Annotated in this window: 22 protein-coding genes; 13 read left to right on the plus strand and 9 right to left on the minus strand. The window is 66.9% G+C overall.

Annotated elements, in window-relative coordinates:
* Nucleotides 1–4: 4 nt before the first annotated feature.
* From IV112_RS04875 to IV112_RS04905, 7 genes are read right to left on the minus strand one after another with little or no spacing between them, the layout of a single operon-like run.
* Nucleotides 5–1,885 carry an ABC transporter ATP-binding protein gene (locus IV112_RS04875; protein WP_304001360.1) on the minus strand — a complete coding sequence of 627 codons (1,881 nt, stop codon included), beginning with the start codon at nucleotides 1,883–1,885 and terminating at the stop codon, nucleotides 5–7.
* A gap of 4 nt (nucleotides 1,886–1,889) precedes the next feature.
* Nucleotides 1,890–3,653, minus strand: a complete 1,764-nt coding sequence (locus IV112_RS04880) for an ABC transporter ATP-binding protein (RefSeq protein WP_304001362.1) — start codon at nucleotides 3,651–3,653, stop codon at nucleotides 1,890–1,892.
* Between the two features lie 32 nt (nucleotides 3,654–3,685).
* Nucleotides 3,686–4,273: a malonic semialdehyde reductase gene (locus IV112_RS04885; RefSeq protein ID WP_304001364.1), complete on the minus strand. Its 588-nt coding sequence runs from the start codon at nucleotides 4,271–4,273 to the stop codon at nucleotides 3,686–3,688.
* Between the two features lie 35 nt (nucleotides 4,274–4,308).
* On the minus strand, nucleotides 4,309–5,571 hold the full coding sequence (locus IV112_RS04890; RefSeq protein ID WP_304001366.1) for an MFS transporter: 1,263 nt from the start codon (nucleotides 5,569–5,571) through the stop codon (nucleotides 4,309–4,311).
* Nucleotides 5,568–5,984, minus strand: a complete 417-nt coding sequence (locus IV112_RS04895; protein WP_304001369.1) for an ExbD/TolR family protein — start codon at nucleotides 5,982–5,984, stop codon at nucleotides 5,568–5,570. The genes IV112_RS04890 and IV112_RS04895 overlap by 4 nt, the downstream gene beginning before the upstream one ends.
* Nucleotides 5,984–6,742, minus strand: a complete 759-nt coding sequence (locus IV112_RS04900; RefSeq protein WP_304001371.1) for a MotA/TolQ/ExbB proton channel family protein — start codon at nucleotides 6,740–6,742, stop codon at nucleotides 5,984–5,986. Before IV112_RS04900 ends, IV112_RS04895 begins: the two co-directional genes overlap by 1 nt.
* A gap of 27 nt (nucleotides 6,743–6,769) precedes the next feature.
* A complete protein-coding gene (locus IV112_RS04905; RefSeq protein ID WP_304001373.1) occupies nucleotides 6,770–7,588 on the minus strand; it encodes an energy transducer TonB in 819 nt (272 codons plus the stop codon).
* Between the two features lie 523 nt (nucleotides 7,589–8,111).
* Between IV112_RS04905 and IV112_RS04910 the strand changes: the two genes are divergently transcribed.
* Together IV112_RS04910 and IV112_RS04915 are read left to right on the plus strand one after the other, a co-directional pair.
* Nucleotides 8,112–8,843 (plus strand): class II aldolase/adducin family protein, encoded by a 732-nt coding sequence (locus IV112_RS04910; protein WP_304001376.1) that lies wholly within the window; start codon nucleotides 8,112–8,114, stop codon nucleotides 8,841–8,843.
* Between the two features lie 75 nt (nucleotides 8,844–8,918).
* Nucleotides 8,919–10,010, plus strand: coding sequence for an ABC transporter substrate-binding protein (locus tag IV112_RS04915; RefSeq protein WP_304001378.1), 1,092 nt, complete (start codon nucleotides 8,919–8,921; stop codon nucleotides 10,008–10,010).
* A 152-nt stretch (nucleotides 10,011–10,162) separates the two neighbouring features.
* Here IV112_RS04915 and IV112_RS04920 read toward each other — a convergent pair whose 3' ends face one another.
* Both IV112_RS04920 and IV112_RS04925 read right to left on the minus strand, forming a co-directional pair.
* Complete coding sequence (locus IV112_RS04920) at nucleotides 10,163–11,389, minus strand: sigma-54 interaction domain-containing protein (protein ID WP_304001381.1); 1,227 nt, start codon at nucleotides 11,387–11,389, stop codon at nucleotides 10,163–10,165.
* 89 nt (nucleotides 11,390–11,478) lie between these two features.
* Nucleotides 11,479–12,546 carry an ABC transporter substrate-binding protein gene (locus IV112_RS04925; RefSeq protein WP_304001384.1) on the minus strand — a complete coding sequence of 356 codons (1,068 nt, stop codon included), beginning with the start codon at nucleotides 12,544–12,546 and terminating at the stop codon, nucleotides 11,479–11,481.
* A 294-nt stretch (nucleotides 12,547–12,840) separates the two neighbouring features.
* Between IV112_RS04925 and IV112_RS04930 the strand changes: the two genes are divergently transcribed.
* From IV112_RS04930 to IV112_RS04980, 11 genes are all read left to right on the plus strand, one after another.
* Nucleotides 12,841–14,097, plus strand: coding sequence for an LLM class flavin-dependent oxidoreductase (locus IV112_RS04930; protein ID WP_304001386.1), 1,257 nt, complete (start codon nucleotides 12,841–12,843; stop codon nucleotides 14,095–14,097).
* Nucleotides 14,098–14,545: 448 nt separating this feature from the next.
* On the plus strand, nucleotides 14,546–17,080 hold the full coding sequence (locus tag IV112_RS04935; RefSeq protein ID WP_304001388.1) for a TonB-dependent receptor plug domain-containing protein: 2,535 nt from the start codon (nucleotides 14,546–14,548) through the stop codon (nucleotides 17,078–17,080).
* Between the two features lie 216 nt (nucleotides 17,081–17,296).
* On the plus strand, nucleotides 17,297–18,421 hold the full coding sequence (locus IV112_RS04940) for an LLM class flavin-dependent oxidoreductase (protein WP_304001390.1): 1,125 nt from the start codon (nucleotides 17,297–17,299) through the stop codon (nucleotides 18,419–18,421).
* 34 nt (nucleotides 18,422–18,455) lie between these two features.
* Nucleotides 18,456–19,547 (plus strand): LLM class flavin-dependent oxidoreductase, encoded by a 1,092-nt coding sequence (locus IV112_RS04945; RefSeq protein WP_304001392.1) that lies wholly within the window; start codon nucleotides 18,456–18,458, stop codon nucleotides 19,545–19,547.
* A gap of 143 nt (nucleotides 19,548–19,690) precedes the next feature.
* Nucleotides 19,691–20,032, plus strand: a complete 342-nt coding sequence (locus IV112_RS04950; protein WP_304001394.1) for a thioredoxin family protein — start codon at nucleotides 19,691–19,693, stop codon at nucleotides 20,030–20,032.
* Between the two features lie 501 nt (nucleotides 20,033–20,533).
* Complete coding sequence (locus IV112_RS04955) at nucleotides 20,534–21,676, plus strand: ABC transporter substrate-binding protein (protein ID WP_304001397.1); 1,143 nt, start codon at nucleotides 20,534–20,536, stop codon at nucleotides 21,674–21,676.
* Nucleotides 21,677–21,711: 35 nt separating this feature from the next.
* The gene (locus tag IV112_RS04960; protein WP_304001399.1) at nucleotides 21,712–22,455 is read left to right on the plus strand and encodes an ABC transporter permease; all 744 of its coding nucleotides are present in this window, start codon (nucleotides 21,712–21,714) and stop codon (nucleotides 22,453–22,455) included.
* A complete protein-coding gene (locus IV112_RS04965; RefSeq protein WP_304001401.1) occupies nucleotides 22,452–23,234 on the plus strand; it encodes an ABC transporter permease in 783 nt (260 codons plus the stop codon). The genes IV112_RS04960 and IV112_RS04965 overlap by 4 nt, the downstream gene beginning before the upstream one ends.
* 40 nt (nucleotides 23,235–23,274) lie before the next feature.
* Nucleotides 23,275–24,138: an ABC transporter ATP-binding protein gene (locus tag IV112_RS04970; protein WP_304001403.1), complete on the plus strand. Its 864-nt coding sequence runs from the start codon at nucleotides 23,275–23,277 to the stop codon at nucleotides 24,136–24,138.
* 38 nt (nucleotides 24,139–24,176) lie between these two features.
* The gene (locus tag IV112_RS04975; protein WP_304001405.1) at nucleotides 24,177–25,148 is read left to right on the plus strand and encodes an LLM class flavin-dependent oxidoreductase; all 972 of its coding nucleotides are present in this window, start codon (nucleotides 24,177–24,179) and stop codon (nucleotides 25,146–25,148) included.
* 4 nt (nucleotides 25,149–25,152) lie between these two features.
* Nucleotides 25,153–26,319 carry an LLM class flavin-dependent oxidoreductase gene (locus IV112_RS04980; protein ID WP_304001406.1) on the plus strand — a complete coding sequence of 389 codons (1,167 nt, stop codon included), beginning with the start codon at nucleotides 25,153–25,155 and terminating at the stop codon, nucleotides 26,317–26,319.
* Nucleotides 26,320–26,526 lie beyond the last annotated feature (207 nt).

The raw sequence follows: 26,526 nt of genomic DNA on the forward strand, positions 1-26,526 counted from the left end.
CGGATCACACGGGCGCCGGCACGGCCGCCACTGATGTGGGCACGACGGCGTCGTCGATCGATGCTTCCTCATAGGCGGCGTACAGCCGCGAATACGCGCCGCCGCCGCGGATCAGTTCGTCGTGCGTACCCAGTTCTGCGACCTCTCCGTTCCAGATGACGGCGATGCGGTCGGCGTCACGAATGGTGGCGAGGCGGTGCGCGATGACGATGGCCGTGCGGCCCTCGCACAGGCGACGGAAGGCGGACTGGATGCGCCGCTCGGTGTGGATGTCCACCGCCGACGTCGCTTCGTCCAGAACCAGCACCGACGGATTGGCGAGGTAGGCGCGCACCAGGCATACGAGCTGGCGCTGGCCGTGGCTCAGGAAGGCGCCGAGCGGGCCCACCTGCGTGTGGTAGCCGTCATTCAGCCGCTCCAGAACTTCGTCGGCGCCCAGTTCGCGTGCCGCGGCGATCAGCGCGTCGTCGTCGGCGCCGGGTGCGGCGAGGCGCAGGTTGTCGAGCACGCTGCCAGAGAACAGCACGTTGTCCTGCAGCACCACGCCGACCGTGCGGCGCAGCGTGTGCTGCGCATAGTCGCGCACATCCTGCCCGTCGATGCGCACCGCGCCTTCGTCTACCTCGTAGAAGCGGGTGAGCAGCTGCACCAGCGTGCTCTTGCCGTGGCCGGTGGGGCCGACGATGGCGAGCACCTGACCGGCCGGAATGTGCAGATCGAGATTGCGAATGACTGGCTTGCCCGCCTGCTTCTGGTAGCTGAACACCACCTTGTGAAACTGCACTTCACCGGCGCGTACCAGCGGCATCTTCGGCTGCACCGGATCGCGGATCTCCGGTTCGGTATCGAGCATCAGGAAGATGCGCTGCGCTGACGAGGCACCGGTCGAGTAGCGCTCGAACAGGTCGTTCAGTTCCTGCAACGGACCGAGGAAGAGGAACACGTAGAACAAGCTCTGAGCCATCTGGCCGACGGTGAGCGTTCCTTCGGCGATGCCGATGCCGCCGGCCAGCAGCAGGCAGCCCATGCCGACTGCGTTGAGCACCTGGGTAAGCGGTAGGAACCAGTTCGAGCGGATCGAGCCGCGCACCAGCGTGCTGTTGAAGTCGTCGAGCAGCGCGTGGTAGCGGCGCGCGTTCGGCGTTTCGTTCACTGTCTGCTTGATGATGCGCACGCCGGACACGGTCTCGACCAGATGGGCGGTGAAGCGCGCGCGCGCTTCGGCCACCTTGGCGAAATTGCGCTGCGACACCCGCTTGAACAGCCAGGTACCGAGCACCAGTGCAGGCACCACGCTGGCCAGTGCCGCCAGCAGCAGCGGCGACAGCCACCATAGCGCGACCGCGGCAACGACAAAGCGCAGCAGCGCGGACAACAGTTCCGGCGGGCCCTGTATCAGCAGCGGTTCGAGCGCATCGACGTCGCGGTCGGCGCGCGAGATGATGCGGCCGGCCTTGGTCTGGTCGAAGTAGCGCACGGACAGCGCCTGCACGTGGCGGAACACGCGTATGCGCAGCTCGTTCAGGATGGCGATGGCGGCCGAACCGGCCAGGTACTGCGACAGGCCGGACAGCACGAAGCGCACCACCCAGCTCGCCGCGATGCCGAGCGACATCCACGTGATCACGTCGCCGTCCAGTACCAGACCGGTGGCCGTCTTTACGAAGCCGTGGTCGATCACTTCGCGCAGGAACCACGGTCGCACGAAGATGGCGCCCACGAGCAGCAGCTCCAGCAGCACCACGGCGGCGATGCGGCCGCGCACCGGCGCGAGCAGCGGCAGCAGGCGCCAGAACATGCTGCGGTCCAGCGCCTTCTTCGCCAGCGCCTGTTCCAGTTCGATGTCGTTGAGGGCCGACTGGCCCCGGAAGTTGTTGGCGGCCATCGCGCTATTTCCTGTCCATGCCGAGCAGATCGCGGTATTCGGCGCTGACTGCGGCCAGCGCGTGGTGGGAGCCCTCGGCGACGATGCGCCTGCGCGCCAGAAGGCAGACGCGGTCGGCCAGAAGGATGGTCGACAGCTTGCTGGCGATCAGCAGCACGGTGATGTGCTGACCGCGCGTGTCCTTCAGTCGGCGGATGTTGTCGAGCACGCGTCTTTCGGTCAGCGCGTCGAGCGCGCTGGTGGCGTCGTCCAGCACCAGCACGGCAGGACGCGCGACCAGCGCGCGCGCGAGGCTGATGCGCTGACGCTGGCCGCCGGACAGCGTGACGCCACGGTCGCCAAGCCGCGTCTGCAGGCCGTGTTCGAGCCGTTCCAGTACCTCGCTGGCGGAGGCCAGTTCGAGCGCCTCCAGCAGTTCGGCGTGGGTTGCGTCCGGGCGGGCGAGGCGGAGATTGGCTTCCAGCGTGTCTGAGAACAGGAAGCTCTCCTGCGGAACCACGTGTACGCGACGACGCAGGTCGTCGAGGTCAAGCGTTCGGACATCGTGCCAGCCACCGGTGGGCGAGCCGATCAGTACCGCGCCCAGCTGAGCGTCGAGCAGCCGAGGCAACAGCCCAGCCAGTGTGCTTTTGCCGGCACCGGTGCTGCCGATCACGGCGACGATTTCGCCGGGCGCCACATCGAGGGAGCAATCCTCGAGTATCGGTGTGTGACCGCCCGGCGTGCTGATGCATACGTCCTGCAGGCGCACGCCGAGTGCGCCATCAGGTAGCCGGGCCGTAGCGCCGGTGATTTCGGGTTCGGCATCCAGCAGTTCCCAGATGCGGGCGGCCGACGAACGGGCGTCGGCGAACACCTGCATCACGCGGCCGATGCCCTCGATGCGGAACACCAGCATGTTGGCCACCAGCAGCGACGCCACGAGCTCTCCGATTCCGATATTGCCCTGTTGCACCAGGTGGGCACCGAAGGCGAGTATCCATACATGGCTCAGCGCCACCACGGTCTGCGGCAACGGAATGCGAGATGCGGCGTAAGCCAGCGCCGTGCGTGCCTGTGTCATGAACAGGCCGACGTGGGCGGAGAAGATGTCGACGCGCTGCGCCTCCAGGCCGAAGGACTTGATCACGCGTACGCCGTTTACCCCTTCGCTCAGTTCCTGATTGACCTGGTCGTAGGCCTCGCCGACCGCCCGGTCCAGCCAGACCAGGCGGTCGGTCTGGGTGACAAACAGCGCCAGTCCGGCCAGCGTCATCACCAGCGGAACGATGCCCAGCCACGGGTGATACCAGATCAGCAGGCCGACGGTGGCGATCAGCACCAGAGCGCTTTCGAACACCTGACGCCAGAAGTTGATCAGCGCGTCGCGTACCTTGTCGGCATCGCGCGTGGTACGGGTGACGATCTCACCGACGCCGTGCTGCCAGTGGTAGGCGAGGTCCAGCCGCTGCACCTGGGCAAGGATGCGGTCGCGCAGGATGGTCAGCAGGTCCTGGCCGATCACCAGCGACATGATGCCGCCGAAATACTGAAGCACCGAGCGCGCGGCGGCGATGCCGGCGATGGCGAGCAGCCAGTGCAGGGCGACGGTCCAGTCCAGGGTTCCATCGGCGGCGCGCGTGACCGCGCGTCCGGCTTCGACGTCATTGACTGCGCGACCTATCATCCACTGCTGCAGGGCAACGCCGACATTGACCAGCACGAACAGCCCGGCGGTCAGTGCGAAGCGACCGGGCATCAGCCGGTACAGCGCCAGGCAGCGCCACATCGGCGAGCCGCTCCCCCGTTGTGTCGCTGCGCTCACAGTACGCTCACCGCGTCGTCGAAAGCCAGGCGCGGGCCGCGCGGCTGCAGGCCTTCGCGCAGGCCGTAGCCGATGTTGGCAAGCAGCAGCGAGCGGTAGCGGCCGTCCGGGAAGAAGGCGGAGTCGACCTTGTCCGCCTTGAAGCCGGACATCGGCCCCACGTCCAGTCCGAGTGCGCGCGCCGCAAAGATCAAGTAGGCGGCCTGCAGCGTGGCATTCGTGCGCGCGGTCGGTTCTATCCAGTCGGGCGACTGGTCGAAGAAGGCTTTCGCATCGTAGGCCGGAAACTGGGTCGGCAGGTGTTCGTGGAAACGGGTGTCGTAGGCGACCACCACGTTCAACGGTGCGGCCAGTGTCTTTTCGCGGTTGGCCGACGACATGCCTTCGGCCAGCTTCGCCTTGGCGTCGGCGCCGCGGATGAACAGATAGCGGCCGGGCTGGGCGTTGAAGCCGGTAGGGCCAAGCTTGAGCAGGTCGTACAGCGCGCGCAGCGTGTCGTCATCGACCGCGCGGTCGGCAAAGCGGTGGATGGAGCGCGCGTGCGTGAACAGCTGGTCAAGCGCGGCGGTGTCGATGCGGGACATGGGTGATGCTCCGGAATGCAGGTTTGAAGGAAGGATCAGGACCGCTGCGCGGCCACCGCGATCACCGGCGCGATGCGCCGTGCACGGACGCGAAGCAGCAGCGCGCCGGCCAACACCAGCGGCAGCCAGGCGAGGAATATCCGTTGCGGCACGATGAAGCCGGCCAGCAAGCCGCCCAGCAGCGCGCCGGAGAAGCTGCCGCTCATCTGCGCCAGGCTGTAGAGCCCGGAAATCTTGCTTTTCGCGACCGGGTGGCGGCTCATCTGGTCCATGTTCACCAGGTGTATCAGTGCCGATCCGGTCGCCAGACAGAGGCCGCCCGCGGCCAAAGTGACGAAGCTGCTGCCGGTGCCGAGCAGCAGCAGACCGCTGCAGGCGAGCGTGAAACTCGCGCCGTAGGCGAGCGGGCGCGGCAGCCGGTGCAGCAGCGCTCCAAGCAGGAACAGCGCACAGACTGAAGACACGCCATGGATCATCACAAGTTGCACCGCCTCGCCTTGTTGCAGACCAAGACCGGCGATCGCGACGACGACGATGAAGGTGCTGTGAAGCGAGGAGGTGGAGCTGCTCAGGTATTCGATCAGGCAGCTCTCGGCGACCACACGGTCAGCCAGCAGTGCGCGGATCTGTTGCAGGAAGCCGGTCCCGGCCACGGTCGGATCGAGGGCCGCGGCAGGCGATGCCCCGTCGGCCGCGGGCAGCAGTGCGCGCCCGAGCAGGGCAAGCAGCAGGAAGGCGCCGGCGCAGACGCCGAAGGCCAGCGCGGGGCCTTGGGCGCTGATCAGCGCGTGCGCAACGGCGGGACCGATCATCGCGATGCCGATCGAGTTGGTCGCGCGGTACCACCCGGTGCGAGCCGGGCCGAGCGTGCGCAGCTTCTCCAGGAAACTGCTGTTCATCGACACGATGCGGAAGGGAATGCACAGGCCCACCATGCCGCGACCGGCGGCGAGCAGCCACCACAGCGGCGCGAAAGGCAGCAGCAGGCAGAGCAGGGCGGGGCCCATGCTGGCGACGAAGTAGACTCGCGGCGCACCGTAGCGGGCAATGATGAAGCCGGCCGGAACCGTCACCAGCATCATGCCCAGCGACTCGGCGGCGGCAATGAGGCCGATCTGCGCCGCCGATGCGCCGAGTTCGAGCGCGAACAGCGTGGTGGCCAGCTTGCCCATGCCTATCGTCATGCCGCCGAGCACGGTCAGAAACAGGAAGCCGGGCAGGAAAAAGTCCCGGCCCGGCTTCGGCAGGCGGACGTCCGCGCGGCGCGAGGCCGGCGGACGCGGAGGGTGCGTGCTCACTCGCCGGTCGCGGTCAGCACCGCCAGTTTGGTGACGCCGGCCCGTTCGATAGAAGCCATCACGCGGGCCACGTTGCCGTAGGCCACCGCCTCGTCGGAACTCAGGTGCAGCGTCAGGTCTGGATTGGCCGCCACGCGGCTGCGCAGCGCGCCTTCGAGCGCGCTCTGCTGGATCTCGTCGCGGTCGATGTACACCTTGCCGGCGGCATCGACGCTGACGGTCACCGGCGGCGCCTTCTGTTCCGGTGGCTGGGTGGCGGCAGTCTTCGGCAGGTTCACCTTGACCGCGTTGTTCAGCAGCGGCGCGGTCACGATGAAGGCGACCAGCAGCACGAGCATCACGTCGACCAGCGGAGTGATATTGATTTCGCTCAGGACTTCGTCCTGATCGGAGGCGGCGGACGAGATGGCCATTATGCGAACACCTCGCGCAGTGCTGGCGACTCGACCCCCTGGGTGGCGCGCGGATCGGCCGGACGGGCCGTCGTCGACGCGTCCGCAGCGGAGCGGCCGATGCGGAAACCCGCCCGGCGCGACAGGTTGATCAGGTCGGCGGAAAAGTCGTCGATGTCAGCCGACACGGCCTTCACGCGGCGCAGGAACACGTTGTAGGCGAGCACGGCGGGCACCGCGACGGCGATGCCCACGCCGGTGGCGATCAGCGCTTCGCCAATCGGGCCGGCGACCACTTCCAGGCTGGCAGAGCCGGTTTTGCCGATGTCGACCAGCGCCTGCATGATGCCCCAGACGGTGCCGAACAGGCCGACGAAGGGCGCGGTGCTGCCGATGCTGGCGAGCACGGCGAGGCCGGCCTCGAGGCCGCGGCGTTCCTTCTGGTACTGCTGGCGCAGTGCGCGCTCCAGCTGGTCCTGGCGGTCGCCGCTGTGTTCAAGATCGCTGTGACGGTCGGCATCGGCCAGCGAAGCAAAGCCGGCCTGAGCCAGACGTGCAATGGGCCCGGTATGACCACCCAGTTCGGCCGCGGCCTGCAGATTGGGGGCGTGCCAGAAGTCGGCACGGAACAGGCGGTTCTGGCGGCCGATGCGCCAGTTCTGGATGCCCTTGATCAGGATGAGGGTCCAGGTCGCGACCGAGAAGGCGACCAGTACCCACAAGGTGGATTCGACCAGCAGCGTGGTCGGAATTTCGATATCGGAGCTGAAAAGTGACATGACATATACCTCGGTTTGAAAGCGTGTTCAGTTCGAAAGCTTGAATTCGATGGGCACCGTCGCCCATCCATCTATCGGCGTGCTGCCGCGCTTGGACGGTACGAAGGTCCAGCCGCGTACCGCGGCAACGGCCGCCTCGTCGAGCGACTTGCGGCCGCTGCTGGTCTTGACCTCGACGCTTGACGGCTTGCCGCTGGCCAGCACCCGGACGCGCAGGATCACCTTGCCTTCCCAGCCCTGGCGCAGCGCGAACGACGGATATTCCGGCGGCGGATTGCTGAGGTAGGAGGCGTAGGCATTCGGCTCGGTCACCGGCTCTTCCTTCACCGGCTCAGGTGCCGGCGGAGCCGGTGGTGCTGCGACCACCGGACCGGTGGACGGCGCGGCAGTGGTGTTCTCGGCAATGACGATGGCGTCGGCCGGGATGACCTCGCTCGCCACCGGCGTGCGCAGGGCGGGAGCCGGTTGTGGAGGCGGTGGCACCGCCTGCTTCTTCACCACCTTGGGGGGCTCAGGTTTTGGTTTCGGCGGTTCCGGCTTCTGCTGCGGCGGCACCACGACCGGCTTGATCAGCTCGACCAACACTTCATTGCGGGGTGCCGGCGCCGGCTGCGACGTGCCCAGCCGCGCGCCGACGACGACGGCGTGAACCCCGATCACCGCAGCGGCCGCCAGCAGCCACCAAGGAACTCGCGATGGGCGTTCCGGTAGTTCGGGCAGCAGTGGTGTGACGCGGGTGGTGGTGGCTGATGGCTGCGTGCGCACGAGGGAACGACGCACTTCGTCGTCCTTGCCGCGCCGCAGCGCTGGCAAGCCTATGTCTATGGCCTGTATCGCGGCGCTCATGCGCGCCTCGCGTGCCGATGGCGTGAGTTCATGGCGTGTTCTCCTTCCAGGCGTATTCGCTGCGACCGAAGTCGCGACGCTGGCTGATGTGCAATGTCCGTGCCTGTCTCGGAGAATGAGCGCAAGCCGCTGATCCATCGCGTGTTTTCGAGACTGTTCGTATGCGTATGCCGCGCTGGCTGCGCGAATTGGCGCAGCCGGCGCGGCACCTCACGCAGGGCTGCCGAATCGCGAACAGCGGCGGTCGGCGACAGAGCAGGCTGCGCAGATTGCCGCAGCCGGTGCGCCGTCTCGGCAGCGCCGCGGAATTCCGCGCAGCGGCGAGCTCAGGTGCGAACGCGCGCGCGATGCCTTCGGAATATGTTTTCTCGTTCCTCGTCATGCACTTGCCGCTGACGTGCCGGTCGTATGCGGCGACTGGCGCCGAAATTGCTATCCGGCTCTTGCGCCGCACATGCATGTGCGGCTTCGCCGGCGGCAGATGCCGCGACGAGTGTGCAGACGACATACAGGAGATCGCACCATGACAGTTGCAGAAGCAAACGCAGGCGTCGGCCTGAGCAGCGAACTGGAAGAGTTCGTGCAGAAGGTGAAGGAAGAGGCGGCGCTCGCCTTCGAGGTGTTCCGCGACACCGGCACCATCACCGCCAACGGTACCGTGGGTTTTGTCGAGCGCACGCCGGACGGCGACAAGCTGGTGACGGTGAACTACCCTGGTCCGTTCAACCGCGGTCAGCCTTTGCGCGCTACGGTGGCCGGCTTTGACGGCACGCTCTACCTCGGCAAGAGCGCTGCTGGCGTCAAGCGCTATCAGAAGCTGTTCGAGCAGCACCCGGACGTGACCACGATCTCGCACGTGCACTCGCCCTACCTGGGCGCGTGGGCGCAGACACACCGCACGCTGCCGATCAACTATGTGCCGGTGCAGCGCTACAACCTGATCCGTGAAATCCCGATCTACATCGACCGCCGCCAGCAGGAAGTCGATTTCATTCTCGACGTGCTGAAGGATAACCCGCACCACACCGCCATCCTCGAAGCCAATGGTGGATCGACCGTGTGGGGGCGCGAAGGTCTGCGCAAGACGGCGGAGTTCATCCTGCTGCTGGAAGAGGGCGCGCGCATCCAGATTGAGGCGGAAGCCATCGGTGGTTCGCGCGAGTACGGCCCGGGTGTGCTGAAGCAGCAATGGAAGATGGCCGGCCTTTACGAGAAGGCGGCCTCGCTCGGACTGCTGCGCCCGAGTGATCTCTGAGCCGCGCTGCGCGCGGCTCCCAAGGGCACCGGCCGACCGGCCGGTGCCGATATACGTCCACTCAGGAAGAAATCAATGACCGCATCCACCGTGACGACGCCGCAGGCCGACAAGCTCGAACGCGTCTGGTTCACCCGCTGCCCGGTACCGACCGCCACCGGTCTCGCCTACAAACTCGGCTGGCTCGACGAGGAATTCGCCCGCGACAACCTGCCGGTGTCCACGCTGCAGGAGAACGCTAGCCGCGAACTTGCGCGCCACCACTACGATCACGAACTGCCGGGCCTCATCCGCGAGGGGGGCAATCTGCTGGCCATCGCCGCGCGCGCGCAGGGTGCGCCGACGCGGCTGATCGGCCTGACCTGGATAGACGAAGCGCAGGCCATCCTGGTGCGCCCGGATTCCGGCATCCGCTCGCCGGCGGATCTGAAAGGCAAGCGCCTGGCGCTGCCGCGCCTGACGGAGTTCCCGATCACGCCGACCACGCGTGGCCGCAGCATCGCCCGAGCGATGTCGCTGGCTGGCTATAAGGGAGCGCTGGCAGTGGCCGGCCTCACCTTCGACGACGTGAAGCTGGTCGAGGTCGGTTCCGGCGGCTCGCCTGCGCGCGAGACCGCTACCAGCGATCCGTCGCGTGGCCTGAGCCGCCTGTGGGAAGGCATCGCCGATCTGGTCGAGGGCAAGGTCGACGCCGTGTACGTGAAGGGCGCTTCGGCAGTCGACTCTGCGCGCGCCGCTGGCGTGGTGGTCGGCATCGATCTCGATGCCTTCGAGGACCGTCGTCACCGCGTGAACAACGGTACGCCGCGTCCGATCACGGTGCATCAGGACACGCTGGACAAGCACTTCGACGTTGTCGTGCGCTTCCTCGCGCAGACGCTGCGCGCCGCCGACTGGGCCACCACCCACCTGCCGGAGGTTCGCGAGATCCTGAAGGCCGAAACCCGCTCCGGCGATGACGGCGTGGCCGCCGCATATCGCAATGACTTCCACCTGTCGCTGCATCCGGACCTGTCGGACGAGAAGGTCGACCTGTTCCGCCGCCAGCGCGACTTCCTGCTTGCGTACGGCTTCCTGGATCGCGACTTCGATTTCGACGCCTGGATAGACCGCCGCCCGCTCGAAGCCGCCCTCGAACTGCTGCGCACGGAGCGCAAGGCGGCCTGATCCGCTGCCAAAAAAGGGCACCTCAAGGGGTGCCTCTTTTTTGCCGCGTGTTTCCGTGTCGGGTCGCTCACCTCTGCGCGGCGCTGACATGCTGCGCGACGCGGGTGGGAGAGATCACCCGTCGCGATCGGAGCGGTGGAGCGCTGCAGCGCTTACATGGGTGCCGCAAGCGCGTCGCCGCTTTCGGCGCCTTCGTCTTCCTCGCCGGCGTCGGTTTGGGACGCGAGCAGGCCACTGCGGCGCAGGTGCGTGCGTAGCACGTGGCGGCTGATGCCGAGGACCTGGGCGGTGCGGATCTGATTGCTGGCGCCGAAGGCGTAGGCGTCGCGCACGATCCAGTCCATCAGCGTGCCGAGCAGGTCTGGCCGGCCTTCGTCGAGCAGGGCCTGCAGCGCGCTGCGGAAGCCACGTTCGAGCGGGTCGCCTGCATCGTCCGACGTGGCCGACCCGCCGCCTGGAGAGGCCGGCGCGACCGTGCTGGCCGCCACCGGTGCCGACTGGGCCAGTGCCTCGATGCGCCGCACCAGCGGTGATTGGCCGAGCTGCGGCAGCTGCAGGTCGGCTTCGCTGACCTCGCTGTTGTGGCACACCAGCAGCGCGCGGTGTACGACGTTCTCCAGCTCGCGGATGTTGCCCGGCCAGGGATAGGCCTGCAGCGCACGCAGCGCCTCGTCCGACAGCTTCACGTTGTGCAGGCGCAGCTGCCGGCTGTACAGCTTCATGAAGTGCTGGGTCAGCGGCAGGATGTCCAGCGGACGGTCACGCAACGGCACCAGCGGCAGCGAAATCACCTGCAGGCGGTAGTAGAGGTCCTCACGGAAGTGGCCGGCCTCGACCGCCTGCTGCAGCTTCACATTGGTTGCCGCGATCAGTCGCACGTCGATCGGGATGGGCTTGCGCGAACCGACACGGACCACCTCGCGCTCCTGCAGCACGCGCAGCAGCTTCACCTGCATTGGCAGCGGCAGGTCGCCGATCTCGTCGAGGAAGAGCGTGCCGCCGTGTGCCGTTTCGAACCAGCCGGCGCGGCTCTGCATCGCGCCGGTAAAGGCGCCGCGCTCGTAGCCGAACAGCTCGCTCTCGATCAGCGTTTCCGAGAACGCACCGCAGTTGATCGCCACGAAGGGTGCGTTGCGGCGGTGGCTCAGCGCGTGGACGTGACGGGCGACCAGTTCCTTGCCGGTGCCGGTCTCGCCGGTGATGAGTACGGTGGCATCGCTCGGTGCGATGCGCTCGATGCGAGACAGCAGTGCCTTCGACTTCGGATCGGCGAAGACGACCGCAGTCGCGCGGATCAGCAGGCTCAGCTCCTGCGGATTCTCGAACGCGATCAGCGTCGGCGAGTCCGGATCCTGCGGGGTGTGAGTGATGTCATTCATTGGGCGGATCCTAGTTTGCGCTGCAACAGATGCGAACCAAGAATCTCTGCGCTGATTATTCACTCAATAGAAAAGCGCCTGCCGGCCAGTCAGCGTGCGTAGGCGATGCGTGGCCGCGCGTTGCCGCGCAGCGTGTCCAGCGGCACCGCGTCTATCCAGCCGGCAACGTCGATGCGTCGGGCGATGAAGCTGCGCTCGGCGAGGAAGTCGGCGTAACGCTGGAGCGCGTCGACATAGACCGGGTCGAGCGTGGTGTGCATGTGGCGATGCACGTCCTCGCCATAGGCCTGGCCGACCCAGAACTCGCTGCTGCGCGTCTCGCGCGCAATGAACTGCCGGGTCAGCAGCGGATTGCGCTCCGCCCACTGCGCTGCGCGCTGTACCTGGTGCAGCACGCCGCCCACCAGTTCCGGAAACTGTTCAAGCAGCGCGCGATCGACGGTGAGCGTGCGCGGCGTGCCGTTGTTGCAGCGCAGGGCCGGGTCGGGGTGGCGGCCGATGTCGATCACCGTATGCGCCGCCAGCCAGTTCGTCACTTCGGCGCCCTGGGCGCCCTTCACGAACACGGCGTCAACCTCGCCGCGCAGCAGCGCCCGCGATTCAGCGCTGTAGGGATGGGGCTCCTGCGGTGAGAAGACGTCGGGCGCGAGTGAGCCGGCGGCGACCTCCAGGTCGATGAAGTCGACCTCGCGCTCGCTGATGGCCTCGGTCGTCAGCGCATTCAGACAGCCGCGCAAGGCCGAGATATGGAAGATGTCGACCGTCTTGCCGAGATGGCGCGGCAGGCCGATGCGCCGTCCCCGCAGGTCAGCCACCGAGCGGATGCCGGACTCCGGCAGTGCGATCACCGCCTGGTATTCGTCGGTCCATGTCAGTCCGATCAGCCGCGTGTCGCTGCCCTGTGCAATCGCCCACAGGGCAGCGATGCTGCCGCTCTGGCGGATGGAATTCGGCAGCGAGTGATCGTAGAAGGAGTTGCGCACGGTCGGATCGCCGGACTCGGACAGCGAGTGCGCTTCGGTGCCGAACTGGCTGAAGGCCTGATCGAGCCAGCCCTGCTGGGCAGCGATGCCCAGCGGTGTCGGTACCGGTCCGCGGGTATACCAGAGGGTGTGGGGGCGGGCTGCCCGGGCAGGCGGAACGCGATGTGAGCTCATGGGTGTGCAGGTGTGTTGTCCGTTCTGTGCAGGCCTTGCGGTCAGCACGATGCGTGCCAGGTGCGCCGGCTGCGGATGACGTCAGAAAATGCTCATGGTCTGAAAGGCGGCTGCCGCATTTGCAGCAGTGCTGGCGTGATCTGCCAGGGTGCCGCGCGGATTTGCGCATTGCCACGTCCGGTCAGAGCCATCCTGGCACCGGATCGGCCGTTCTCCTCATGGCATGGATGCTGCTGAAGTGACTGGCCACGCCTGTATGCGGTGGCGCACTTCCATCGTGAACGGGAACGCGACATGACCATCGAATTCTTCACCCGCCTGCCGCTGCACGGCGAAACCTTCCACCTGCCGGGCGACCCGCGCAACCGCGGAGACTGGAACAACCCGTCGCGCCCGGGCACCGGCGCGGTATCGAACTTCGCCGTCGGCGATGACTTCACCTATATCGACTATCTGTCGCAAATCGCGCGCGGCGCCGAGATCGCCGGCTTCGACGGCGTGCTGATGGTGAACACCCAGTTCGGCGAAGAGCCGTGGATCGTGTCCTCGCTGCTGGCGCGCGAAACGAAGCGCCTGAAGTTCGTCGCCGCCTTTCACCCCAGTTCGACGAGCCCGTGGAACGCGGCCCAGGCGGCCGCCACCTACCAGCGCGCGACCGGCGGACGGCTGGTGTGGAACATCATCCAGGGCAGTTCGGAAGCGGCGCAGCGCGCCATCGGCGACGATCTCCCGCACGACGAGCGCTACGAGCGGGCCGGCGAGTTCGTGCATCTGGTGCGCGGCTACTTCGGCTCCGAATCCTTCTCCTACCAGGGCAAGTACTACAACGCCGGCGGTGGCGGCCTGCGCGGTCCGCTGCGCAAGGCACCGATCCCGCGTATCTGCACCGCGGGCGCTTCGGACGCGGCCAAGGAATTCGCCGCACAGCACGCCGACTACTACCTGCTGCTGGCGGAGGACCCGGCCATCGTCGCCGAACACATCCGCGACGTGCGCGAACGCGCGCTGAAGTATGGTCGCACCGACATCCAGTTCGGCCTGTCCGTCGACGTGATCGCGCGCGCCACCGACGCCGAAGCCCGGGCGGAGGCGAAGCGCATCTTCGACGAAGGCGTGGCGGCAGGCGTGGTCGATGTGGTCGCATCGATCACCGAACAGCTGTCGCCCACCTTCCAGAAGCGCCGCAAGCTCTATCACGACAAGGAAGTGCACGACTACGACGACCTGTTCATCGCGCCCAATCTGTGGGCCGGTTACGGCTACATCGGCATTCCGCCGGGCTTTGCGCTGGTTGGCGATTACGCCGCCATCGTCGAGCGCATCCGGGATTTCCAGGCACTGGGCATTTCGCTGTTCTTCATCGCCGGCTATCCACACCTGGAAGAGGCCTATCGCATCGGCGAACACATCCTGCCGCACTTCGGCAGCGAGCGCGTCGGCGCGCGTGTGCCGGCCGATGACGATGCGGCGTCGGGAGACAGCTTCGAACGCCCGCTCGCCTTCGCCAGCGGCCTGGATACGAAGCAGCGGCACAGCGGCGCCAACGGCTGATCCCGGACCCGGCGCAACACCTCAGTGCGGAAGGCGCCGGTTCTGCAGGAGCGACCACCGGTCGAGATCGTGGCGGTGGGTCGGGTGCTGGCGGATTGCCACCTGTCGTGTTCGCCATCCCGAACGCATGATCTGATGTATCGAACAGCGAAAGCCCCGCAGGATACTGCGGGGCTTTTTCTTTCTGCGCGGCGCCTTCCGCGCGACCGCCAATGCGCGCCCAGTGCATTGTTATTCAAGCGCTTTCATATCCCTTCTGAAATGTAAATGAGGCGCGCCAGCGCAGCGGTTTGGCATGTGTTTCGCTGTCCAGGCCGCTGCGGATGCCGACATGGCTCCGCCGCATTCCGCTCTGCCGATTTGCGCGCGAATTGATGGCTGCATCGTCGTTTTGTGCGCAAAGCGCTGTGTGGAGGGCGCCATAACTCAATCAGATCGGGGAAGTCAGATGCAAGAAACAGGAAGAAGGCGGCGTGCACTGCGCTGGTCGGCGGTCGGCGTGCTGGCGGCTCAGGTCGCCGCGGCATTCGCGGCCGACGACAGCGAACCGGGACTGGGGGCGGTCATCGTGACCGGCGCGCGCGGTGTCGCTCGCACGGTAGACAGCAGCCCGACGCCGATCGACGTGCTCACCACCACCGACATCGAACTGGCCAACAAGCCCAATCTGCTGGAAACGCTGGCCACCTTGCTGCCGTCGCTCAACCTGCCGGTGCAGAACAGCTTTGGCGGGCCGGTACTGGTGCGCGGGCCGCAGCTGCGCGGCCTGAATCCTGACCACACGCTGGTGCTGATCAACGGCAAGCGCCGCCACGGCACTGCGCTGCTCGGGGCCGGCGGTTTCGCCACCTCGGCCGGTGCCGATCTGGCGCTGATTCCGAGCGGCGCGGTCGAGCGCATCGAGGTGCTGCGCGATGGCGCCTCCGCCATCTACGGCTCGGACGCCATTGCCGGCGTCATCAACATCATCACCAAGAAACAGCCGGAGGGCGGCAGCCTGTCGATACGCGGCGGCGAGTACTACAAGGGTGACGGCACGACCTGGCAGGTGCGCGGCGACGCCGGCTTCGCCATCGGCAACGGCGGCCACGTGCACATCGCCGGCCAGATCGACGACCAGCAGCCCGCCTTCCGCGACTTCCCAGTGCCGTCGACCTTCCTCTATTACTTTCCCACCGTCGGCGGCGTCCCGGTGGCGCCGGCTGGCAGCCTGGCGTCGAATCCACGGCTGCCGGCGGGTGCCACGCCCGACCCGCGCGAGGCGACGCGCAACAACAATCCGGTGTTCGGCATTGGCGGCATCCAGGAGTCCACGCTGTATTCCGGCCTGGTCGATATCGGCCTGCCGATCAACAGTGATGTCGAGCTGTATGGCGTATTCACCTACGCCCATCGCACCGGCCGCTCGCCGCAGTACTTCCGCCATCCGTCGCGCGACGAGAATGTGCGTGCCATCTACCCGGACGGCTTTACGCCTTTCTCCGGCATCAAGGAGAACGACTACGCGGTCACCGCCGGCCTGCGTGGCGAAGACCTGTTCGGATGGGGCTGGGATCTCAGTTCGGGCTATGGGCGCAGCAATATCGAAAGCTATGTCTACAACTCGGTGAGTCCGACCTTCGGTCTGCAGAGCCAGACCGATTTCTTCCTTGGCGAGCGCCGCTACGGCGCATGGACCACCAACGTCGATCTGCGACGCACGCTGAAGGACGGGCTGTTCAGCCTGCCGGCCGACGTGTCGGTCGGTGCCGAGTACCGTCGCGAAACCTTCGAGAACAAGGCGGGTGACTTCCAGTCCTGGGGCCACGGCGGCCAGCCGGTGCTGGACGGCCCGCGCGCCGGCACCGCCCTGGGACTGGGCTTCTCCGGCTCGCAGGCGGATTCCGGCATACGTCCCGAAGACGTAGTCGACGCCGCGCGCAACAGTCGTTCGGTCTATGGCGGCCTGACGTTGAAGCCGACGCAGAACTGGGTGGTCGACGTGGCAGGGCGGGTCGAGGATTACTCTGATTTCGGCGGCACCGAGACCGGCCGCCTCTCTTCGCGCTGGGACGTGACGCCTCTCTTCGCGCTGCGCGGCACCGTGAGCACCGGCTTCCACGCGCCGGCACTGGCAGCGCAGTCCTTCCGCAGCATCAGTGTGACCAACGACTTCACCAGCTACACCTTCCAGGTTGATTCGCCCGAAGCGCGCGCGTTGGGTGCCAAAGACCTGAAACCGGAAACGTCGGTGAACGTGAGCGTGGGCTTTACCGCGCGGCTGACCGACAAGGTGAACCTGGCGGTCGATGCCTACCAGATCGACGTGAAGGACCGCATTGCGCGCTCGACCACCATCCGCGAGGCGTTGTATCCGGGCGCCGGCGCACTTGTCGCGGCGGCCGGGCTGAATGCAAACGACGCCGTGTCCTACTTCATCAATGCGGCCGACAGCCGCACCCGCGGCTTCGACGTGACGCTGGATGGAAACTTCCGGCTCAAGGACGCGGGCCTGTTCCGCTGGTCGGCCGCCTGGAACCACAACAGCACCGAAGTGACCGATATCGCCGGTACGCCCAGCGTGCTCGCTGCGCTGAACGTGCCGGTGTTCAGCGAGGCGGCGCAGAACACGCTGCGCTATCTGGCGCCACGGCAGAAAGCCATCTTCACCGTGAACTGGAAGAAGGAGCGCTGGTCGGCGCAGCTGCGTCAGACCTGGTTCGGCGAAATCAAGCGCATCGCCTTCACATCGGCGTCGATCAGCCCTCCGGTGCGCGAGATCGAATACGACATCGGCAAGATCTGGGTAACGGACCTCAGCGTGGGCTACGACTTCAACGACAACCTGAATCTCACGCTGAGCGCCAGCAACCTGTTCAACGAAAAGCCGAACAAGCTGCCGCGTGAACTGCTGCTGCCCTTCCAGAGCGCGGCCTATGTGAATAACGGCCCGATCACGGGCGCCGGCGGCTTCTACTCCGCCACGGTGAGCTATCGCTGGTAGAGCGCTGCCGAGTTTTCGGCGATGCGCTGCGCAGATGAACGCAGCGCATCGCCGTTCCGCCCTGATCGTCATCCGTGCACCAGTCGCCCGGCCTTTCGGGTGGCCGGTCTGCGGGGCAGGGTGTTTTCCTGGGCGCATGTGGCACGGCGGTTGCTGAACCGCTGCCCACCGGCCGGCCGCATCGCGCGGCTGCGCAGAACACCACAGGAGCCGCACATGAGCACATCCGAATCGGGCACCGTTGCCCTTGACGCCGGCGAAGTCGAATTCGTCGGCGGGCTGTTCCCCCGCAATCAGCTGGCCGGCCCCGGTGGCGGCCAGCAGACCGGCTTCGATCTCGCATGGTTGCGCGATCTGGCGCGCGCGCACGAACACGCAGGCTTCGACCGCGTGCTGATCGCCAACGGCATCGACGCGCAGTGGATCGCCGCCTACGCCGCCGCGCAGACCGAGCGGCTTGGCTTCATGATCGCCCATCGTCCGGCGCTGCAGGCGCCGACGCTGGCGGCACGCAGCTTTGCCACGCTGGACCACGTCACCGGCGGCCGCATCCGTCTGCATGCCATCACCGGCATCACCGCCGAGCCGCAGTACGGCGACTATCTGGTCGATAAGGACGAGCGCTACGCGCGCACTGGCGAGTACCTCGACATCGTCCGTCGCACCTGGACCTCGGATGAACCCTTCGACTACGAAGGCAAGTACTTCACGATCAAGGGCGGCTTCTCGCCGGTCAAGCCGCTGCAGGCGCCGCACATTCCGATCTCTTTCGGCGGTTCGTCCGACGCGGCTTATCACATCGCGGTGCGCCACGCCGACCTGTACGCCTTCTGGGGCGAGCCGCTGGTCGACTCGAAGGAGCAGGTGGCCAAGCTGCACGCGGCGGCAGCGGCCGCCGGCGTCGCGTCGCCACGCATCAGCCTGTCAGTGCGGCTCATCGTCGGCCCGACCGAGGAGATCGCCTGGCAGCGCGCGAACGACATCGTCGGCGCGCTGAAGAAGAACTACCAGGCGGTGCCAGGCCGGGTGCAAGGCACCGGCACCAAACGCCTGCTGGCAGCCGCCGAGCGCGGCGAGCGGCATGACCGCGCGCTGTGGATGCCGACCGCCACTGCGGTCGGCGGCACGCACGATTCGACTGCTCTGGTCGGCACGCCGGACACCATCGTGCAGGCGCTGCTCGACTACCACGACATCGGCGTCACCACCTTCCTGAACCGCGGCTACGACCCGTTGCACGACACACTCGACTATGGCCGCTGGATCATTCCGGTGGTGCGCGAGGAAGCGCGTCGTCGTGCGCAGCAGAAAGCCGAACAGGCGCGCCGCAGCGCCGCCTGATACCGCCACGACCCATCACGGAGAGGACACGACAATGACCGTCGAATTCGTCGGGGGGCTGTTCCCCCGTAACCAGTTGGCGCCGCGCGGCGCCTACGGGCAGAAGCCCGACCTGAACTACCTGCGCGATCTGGCGCGCGCGCACGAACACGCCGGCTTCGACCGCGTGCTGATCGCCAACGGCGGGCCGGATCCGGCTGTGCTGGCCGCCTATGCCGCGTCGCAGACCGAGCGACTGGGCTTCATGATTGCGCATCGCCCCGGCCTGGTCGCGCCCACCGTGGCGGCGCGCGCCTTCGCCACGCTGGATCACATCACCGGTGGCCGCATCCGGCTGCACGCCATCACAGGCCACGCAGCCGAACCCGAGCACGGCGACACCATCACCGACAAGAACGAGCGCTACGCGCAGGCCGACGAGTACCTCGACATCGTGCGCCGCACGTGGACCGAAGACGCGCCCTTCGACTACGAAGGCAAGTTCTTCAACGTGAAAGGGGCATACTCGGCGCTCAAGCCGCTGCAGAAGCCGCACGTACCGATCTCGCTCGGCGGATCGAGCGACGCTGCCTACCGCGTCGCGGTCAAGCACACCGACCTGTACGCGCTGTGGGCCGAGCCGCGGGTCGACATCAAGGCGCGCATCGACAAGCTGAAAGCGATCGCCGCCGAAGCCGGCGTCGAGGCGCCGCGCGTCAGCCTGTCGGTGCGCCTGATCATCGGCGAGACCGAGGATCTGGCCTGGACCAAGGCGAAGGACATCGCCGCCACGCTCAAGCGCAACCACGACGCCAACGTGGCGCGCATAGACCGCGGCCACAGCGGTGGCGCCCAGCGCCAGGTCGACGTGGCCGAACGCGGCGAGGTGCACGACAAGGCGCTGTACTACGGTACGTCGAGCGCAATTGGCTTCGGCACCGACTCGACCTCGCTGGTCGGCACGCCGGACACCATCGTCGAGTCACTGCTCGCCTACTACGACCTCGGCGTCACCACCTTCCTGAACCGTGGCTACGATCCGCTGTACGACGCCATCGACTACGGCCGCTGGATCATCCCGGCGGTGCGTGAGGAAGTGGCCCGCCGCGAACAGGAAGCAGCACGGCGCCAGTCGGCAGCTGCGTGATCGGCAGGCCCGGCGCAGGTCACTGCACCGGGTCATGCATCCTCATGCCTGCAGGGCATGAGGGCATAAGCAGAGCCGGACAGGCGGAAGGCGGTATCGTTGTGCACTGTTGCCGTCGCCCGTGTCGTCTGCCCCCGCCTGCCATGAGTCTTGCCGTCGTCTGTCTCTGCGCCGAATGGTGCGGTACCTGTCGTGATTTCCGTGCTGCCTTCGACGACGTCGCCCGTCAATGGCCCGACGCCGGCTTTGTCTGGGCCGACATCGAGACGCACGAAGAGCTGCTGGATGAGCTGGGCATAGAGATCGAGAACTTCCCCACCGTGCTGATCGCCTCCGGCGCCGGCAGCGCCCTTCATTTCGCCGGCCCGATCACGCCCTTTGCCGACACGCTGCAGCGGCTCTGCCGCACAGCCGCAGCCGGCGACCTTCCGACAAGCCAGGCGTCGACCTGGAAGACGCTGCTGACCACACTGATCCGGATGTAGACGCGAGCACCGGTCGCGCTCTGGCCCGATGGCTGGGCGCCGTCGGTTGCTGCGGCCCCGAGCGCGACCCATGACCCCCCGTTCGAGAACCCGGGCGGCAGGTGTGTGATCTGCTAGGTGCTTCATCCAGGCAGTCCTTCTGGATCCGGTCCGCGGCGGGAGCCGTGACACGTGTGGGCGCCTGGCCACATCGCGATGCAGTGTGGGTTTGCGTGACCGTTCGTGGCGAGGATGCCGAGGTGGCTGTTGATCCGGTTCGCATTGCGACCATTGCCGAGCCGAGACTGCGCGGATCGGCGCAGCGCGCTGTGCGCGGATCGGCAGCCGTTGCAGTCCGACGCCGCACCGGAGCTCGAACAAGATCGGTTCGTCTTGCGCAAAAGTCCGCCGGTGAAGGATCTGCGCCGGCTGCTCGCGTTTCGGCATCCTTCTTGCAATGCAGCGAACAGATCCGGGGCGGACATCCTGTCTGCCCCCATTCAACGCAGCAGGAAGGTCATCATGTCGCTCTCTCCCCGACTGTTCGGTTGGGCACTTGCCGTCGCATTCGCGTTTGGCGGCTATCTCGCATTGCGTCCGTCGGAGGAGGCTGGACGGCCTCAAGTGGCATTGGAACAGCAGGCCACAGTGACGGCGGGTACGCCTGAGGCAAGCACGCTCACCATTGCCACCATCTCGACGCCCTTCCAGGGCAAGCAGGTCTATAGCGGCGCCACCCAGATCGTGCTCGAACAGGGCTGGCTGGAAGCCGAGCTCGCCAAGCGCGGCGTGACGCTGAAGATCGAGCCGGTGTCGCCGGCGGTTGGCGGCCCGCAGATCAATGAGGGCTTCGCCGCCAAGCGCATCGACTTTGCCGCCTACGGCGACTTCCCGGCGTTGATCGCCAAGGCCGGTGGCGTGGACATCCGCTCGGTGCTGTCGCCGGGGCAGGGCAACAACGCCTATCTGGTGGTGCGCAGGGGTCTGGACGTGAAGTCGATCAAGGACCTGAAGGGCAGGTCCATCGCCATTCACCGTGGCCGTCCGTGGGAGCTGACGCTGGCCAAGCTGCTCGACGCCAACGGCCTGACACTGAATGACTTCAAGGTGTACAACCTGAACCCGCAGGCGGGCCACGCGGCGCTGGCGTCCGGCAAGGTCGATGCGACCTTCACCTTGAGCGAGGCGCTGGTGACCGAACAGCAGGGCGCCGGCACCATCATCTGGTCCACCAAGGACGCGCCGCTGCACTGGAAGATGCGCACCGGCCTGTGGGCGCGGCACGACTTCACGGAACAGCATCCGGACATCACGCAACTGGTGGTGGCGGCCTACGTAAAGGCGGCGCACTGGCAGTCCCAGGAGGCCAACCGCGATGCGGTGCTGCAGATGGCTTCGCGCGGCAACCTGCCGGTGGAACTGATCGCGCGCGACTATGACGATCCGCGCCTGGGCTGGAAGGACCGTTTCTCGCCACTGCTCGACGGCTTCTACCGCCAGCACTTCCGTGACGTTGCAGCCTACATCCACGACAACGGCCTGGTGCAGAAGCACGTGCCGGTCGAGGACATCATCGATGACCGCTTTCTCAATGCGGCGCTCAAAGAACTGTCGTTCGAGGGCTACTGGAGCGCCCAGTCCGAACAGCAGGTGGCGGCGAAGTGAGCGGCGGGACCCCGTCTGCGAAGACCGTCGTGACGATGGCTTCGCCGCTATGCGTTCTGCTGCTGTGGCACGGGCTGACCGCCGCGCGCGTGTTTCCACCGGAGGTGCTGGTGTCGCCGCAGGCGGTGCTGGCGGCCTTTGACAGCCTGATCCGCACCGGTGAACTGGCGCGCCATCTGGGCGAAAGTCTGCAGCGCCTGCTTTGGGGCTTCGGCATCGGCAGCGGCAGTGGCCTGCTGTTCGGGCTGGCGATGGCGCTGTCGGTCACGTTCTCTCGCCTGTTCGATCCGCTGTTCCAGGCGCTGCGCCAGGTGCCGGTGCTGGCATTCATCCCGTTGCTCATCCTGGTGTTCGGCATCGACGAGGTGTTCAAGATCGTCATCATCGCCAAGGCCGCCTTTTTCCCGACAGCGCTGTCCACGCTGGACGGTGTGCGCGGCGTGCCTAAAGCGTGGTTCGAGGTGGCGCGGATCTATCGCACGCCGCTGCCGGCGCTGGTGTGGCGCGTGCTGATTCCAGCCACCGTACCGGCGGTGCTGTCCGGCGTGCGTCTGAGCCTGACACGCGCGTGGCTGGTGCTGGTGGCTGCGGAACTGATCGTCGCCGACAGTGGTATCGGGCAGATGATGGAAATGGGCCGACAGATGTTCCGGCTCGACGTGGTGATGGTCGGCGTCATCGTTGCCGGCGTCATCGGCTTCGCGCTCGACCGCGGCTTCGTGCTGCTGCAGGCGCGCATGCAGCGCTGGCGGCCTCCTGCGACGGGAGCGGCCGCATGAAGGCGCACGCACTGTACGGCGCGGCCGGACGCCTCGCACTCGGTCTTATCGTGCCGCTGGCGCTGTTCGCGCTATGGGACCATCAGGCGCGCAACGGTGGTGCGAACGCATTCGCCTTCGTGTCGGCCGCGCAGGTCGGCAGGGCGCTGCGCGAGCTGCTGCACTCGGGTGATCTGGCGCTGGCCTATGGCTCGAGCCTCAAGAACGCGTTCGGCGGCCTGTTCTGGGGCAGCCTTGCCGGCCTGCTGACCGGCGCCGCGATGGCACTGGTGCGACCGGTGGACTGGGCGTTGACGCCGATCTATCACAGCTTCCGCCAGGTGCCGCTGCTCGGATGGCTGCCGCTGATCGGACTGTGGTTCGGCAGTGGCGACCTGTCCAAGCTCATCGTCATCGGCCTCTCCGCCTTCTATCCGGCGGTGCTCTACACCTACGAGGGGCTGAAGGGCGTCGAGGCGCGCATGCTTGAAGTGGGGCAGCTTTACCGGCTGACGGCCTGGCAGACGTTCTGGACCATACGCTGGCCGTCGGCGCTGCCGTCGATCTTCACCGGTCTGCTGCAATCGCTGGCCTTTGCCTGGATCGCCACCATCGGTGTCGAACTGCTGTTCCCGAGCGGCTTCGGCCTCGGCACCGTCATGCAGCACGGCCAGCTGCAGGCGCGGCTGGACATCGTCGTCGTCTGCATCGTCGTCGTCGGTCTGACCGGCTTCCTGATCAATCTTCTCGTGTCGCGGCTGAGCCGTCACGCACTGCGCTGGCGCGCCGTACGCAGCTGACGGCCCGTGGCCGAAACACGAAACTGAAAGCCCATTCCCCATGAGCATCGACCCCCGCCACTCCGCGCCGCCGGCACAGTCGCCTCTGCGCCAGACCGGCGCGCTGTCGCTGAAGGACGTGCGCAAGCACTTCGACTTCAAGGACCGCGCACTGACCGTGCTGACCGGATTCAATCTCGACGTGAGGCCGGGCGAGTTCCTCAGCATCGTCGGCCCCTCGGGCTGCGGCAAGTCGACCCTGCTGCGCCTCATCTCGGGCCTCGACGACGCCTATGAGGGGAGCATCACGCTCGACGGCACGCGCGTGGCCGGCACTTCGCTCGAGCGCGGGCTGGTGTTCCAGGACCACCGCCTTTTCCCTTGGATGACGCTGGAAGACAACATTGGCTTCGCGCTGATCCGCCGCGATCTGTCAAAGGTTGCGCGTAATCGGCTGGTGCGCGATCACATCGCGCTGGTCGGGCTCGACGGCTTCGAGAAGGCTTACCCGCATCAGCTGTCGGGCGGCATGACGCAGCGCGCGGCGATCGCCCGTGCGCTGGTGAATGAACCCAAGGTGCTGCTGCTCGACGAACCCTTCGGCGCGCTCGACGCACTGACCCGCGTGCACATGCAGACCGAGTTGCAGCGCATCTGGATGGCGCAGGGTTCGACCATGATCATGATCACGCACGACGTCGAAGAGGCGCTCTACCTCGGCGACCGGGTGGCGGTGATGCAGGCGCACCCGGGCCGCATTACGCACATCGTCGATGTCGATCTGCCGCATCCGCGCGACCGAGCCTCGCCGCTGCTGCACCGGCTCAAGGACGACATCCTGGCCGAACTGACCGCGACGCAGGCTGGCCGCGGCGATTCGGTCGTGCATCTCGCGCACCGCCGTGGCGATGCTGCGGCAGGCTGACCTTCACTCTCCGTAACGACGAACACAGGAGCACTTCGATGTCCGTTTCCTTCTATTGGCGACTGCCCGGGCCGGATGACGTCCGCAACCGCGCCTTCGACGCGCTGGCCGGCGGCAGCCCGGCGCGGCTGCCGGCCGTGCACGACATACGCAACGGTCGCTACGGCAGCTTCGACCACGTGGCGCAGGTGGCGCGTGCAGCGGAACTGGCGGCCTTCGACGGCATCATCGCCGCTGACGATCCCGGCGGCGACGCCTCGCTGATCACCCTCGGCGCGCTGGCGCGCGAAGTGCGCCGCGTGCGCCTGATCGCCACCTTCAGTCCGGGTATCGGCTCCGCCGTCTATGCGGCGAAAAAGGCGGTGAGTTTCCAGCGCTACACTGGCAACCGCTTCGGCTGGGCACTGCAGTCGGCACCCGACGCCGCTCGCCGTCGCAGCCTGGGTGACTTCGTCACCGATGCCGATCTGGCGACCCGACTGGAAGAGTTCCTCGTCGTTGCGCGCGGTGTCGTCGAGTCGGAACGATTCAGCTACGACGGCCGCTTCTTCGGCGTGCTCGACGGCGGTTTCCAGGGGCCGCTGTCCGGCCGTCCCTTCCCCGAGCTCACGCTGTCCGGTGACAGCGACGCCGCACTCGCTCAGTCAGCCCGCCTGGCCGACGTGCATGCCTTCAATCTAGGCACCACCGATCTGGCCGCTCGCATCGGCGCGCTGCACGCGCAGGCGCGTTCGCATGGCCGTACGGTCGAGGTGGCGCTGCGCGCGCGCATCGTTTCGCATCCGGACGGGCAGCGCGCACGACTCGAAGCGGCGCGCGCAGGCATTGCCGACGCGCCGGACTTGATCACCGGCAGCTATGACGAGGTGGCCGCCCGCATCGAGGCGCTGCATGGGCTTGGCGTGCAGCGTTTCGAACTGTCGGCGCCGCGTTCGCTCGACGAGGTCTATCGCACCGGCGAACACGTGCTGCCGCGCGTGCGACGCCTGATCGGCAAGGAGGCCGCTTAATCCCATGGCAATCGACTTCTTCTGGCGCCTGCCAACGCATGGCGACATCACTACGGTACGCGATCCGCACTCGACCCGCGGCGACTGGTCGCCGCTGCGCGACGGCAATCAGGCTCCTGGGCTGCTGCACGGCGAACCGGACGGCACGTCCTATGTCGACCATCTGGCCCAGATCGCCAAGGCGGCCGAGATATCCGGCTTCCAGGGCGGGCTGATCCCGTCCTTCCCGATGACCGACGATCCCTGGGTCATCGCCGCCCATCTCGCGCGCGAAACCAAGACCTTCCGCTTCATGCTCGCCTTCCAGCCGGGTTTCGTGAACCCGGTCGAGGCGGCGCGCCTGTCGGCGACGCTGCAGCGAGTGAGTGGCAACCGCATGCTGTTCAACATCATCACCGGCGGTGGCGGCCCGGCGCAGCTGTGGTGGGGCGACAGCTTCGCCCATGATGACCGCTACGGCCGTACCACCGAGTTTCTCGACATCTTCAAAGGGGTGTGGAAGGGCAGTGCGCCGCTCAGCTACGACGGACGCTTCTACAAGGTGGAGAACGGCCTGCTGCCGCCTTCGCTGGCGGCCACCGATCTGCCGGAGATCTACTTCTCCGGCTCGTCCGACGCCGCGCTCGCGTCAGCTTCAAAGCATGCCGACTTCTACCTGTCGTGGCTCGAGCCCTTCGACCAGGTGGCCGAGAAATTCGCGCGCGTGAAGGAGCGCACCGCCGCGCTGGGCCGGCGCATCAAGTGTGCCATCCGCGTCGACATCATCGCCCGCCCGACCGAGGAAGAGGCGTGGGCCGACGTCAAGGCCGGTTTCGAGTCGCTGGGCCCGGAGCGCCGCGACGCCTTCCGCCAGAGCGGCGGTGACTCGGTCGGCGTGAGCCGTCAGGCAGGCTACCGCCCGGCCGACGCCCGTCGCTACGAAGACCTCATCATCGCCCCCAACCTGTGGGCGGGATTCAGTCTGCTGCGCGGCGGACCTGCCATCGGTATCGTCGGCTCCTACGAACAGGCCGCGCAGAAGCTGGACGAACTGATCGCGCTCGGCGCCGACGGCTTCATCCTTGCCGGTACGCCGCATCTGGAGGAAGCCTACCGGATCGGCGAGGAGGTACTGCCGCTGGTCAGAGGCAGGGGGCAGGCGGAGAGGGCGGGACTGCGCGCGGTCGGGTGAGCCCTCAGGAGAGGCGGGGAGGTCTCATTCGTCCCCGTCCTCGCCGTGCATTGCGCGACCCGGCTCGAAGGGCAGGTGTGTGGTACCCACGCCGTCGCTGCCGCTGATGACCAGTGCGCCCAGCGGGTGCGCCGCGGTCGACGGTTTCGTCTGTTCCGAACACGCCTGTCGGTCCGCCCTCAAGCGAAAAAAAGCCGGGGCAAGCCC

This window comes from Methyloversatilis discipulorum (genome assembly GCF_018780585.1).
Taxonomy (GTDB): domain Bacteria; phylum Pseudomonadota; class Gammaproteobacteria; order Burkholderiales; family Rhodocyclaceae; genus Methyloversatilis; species Methyloversatilis discipulorum_B.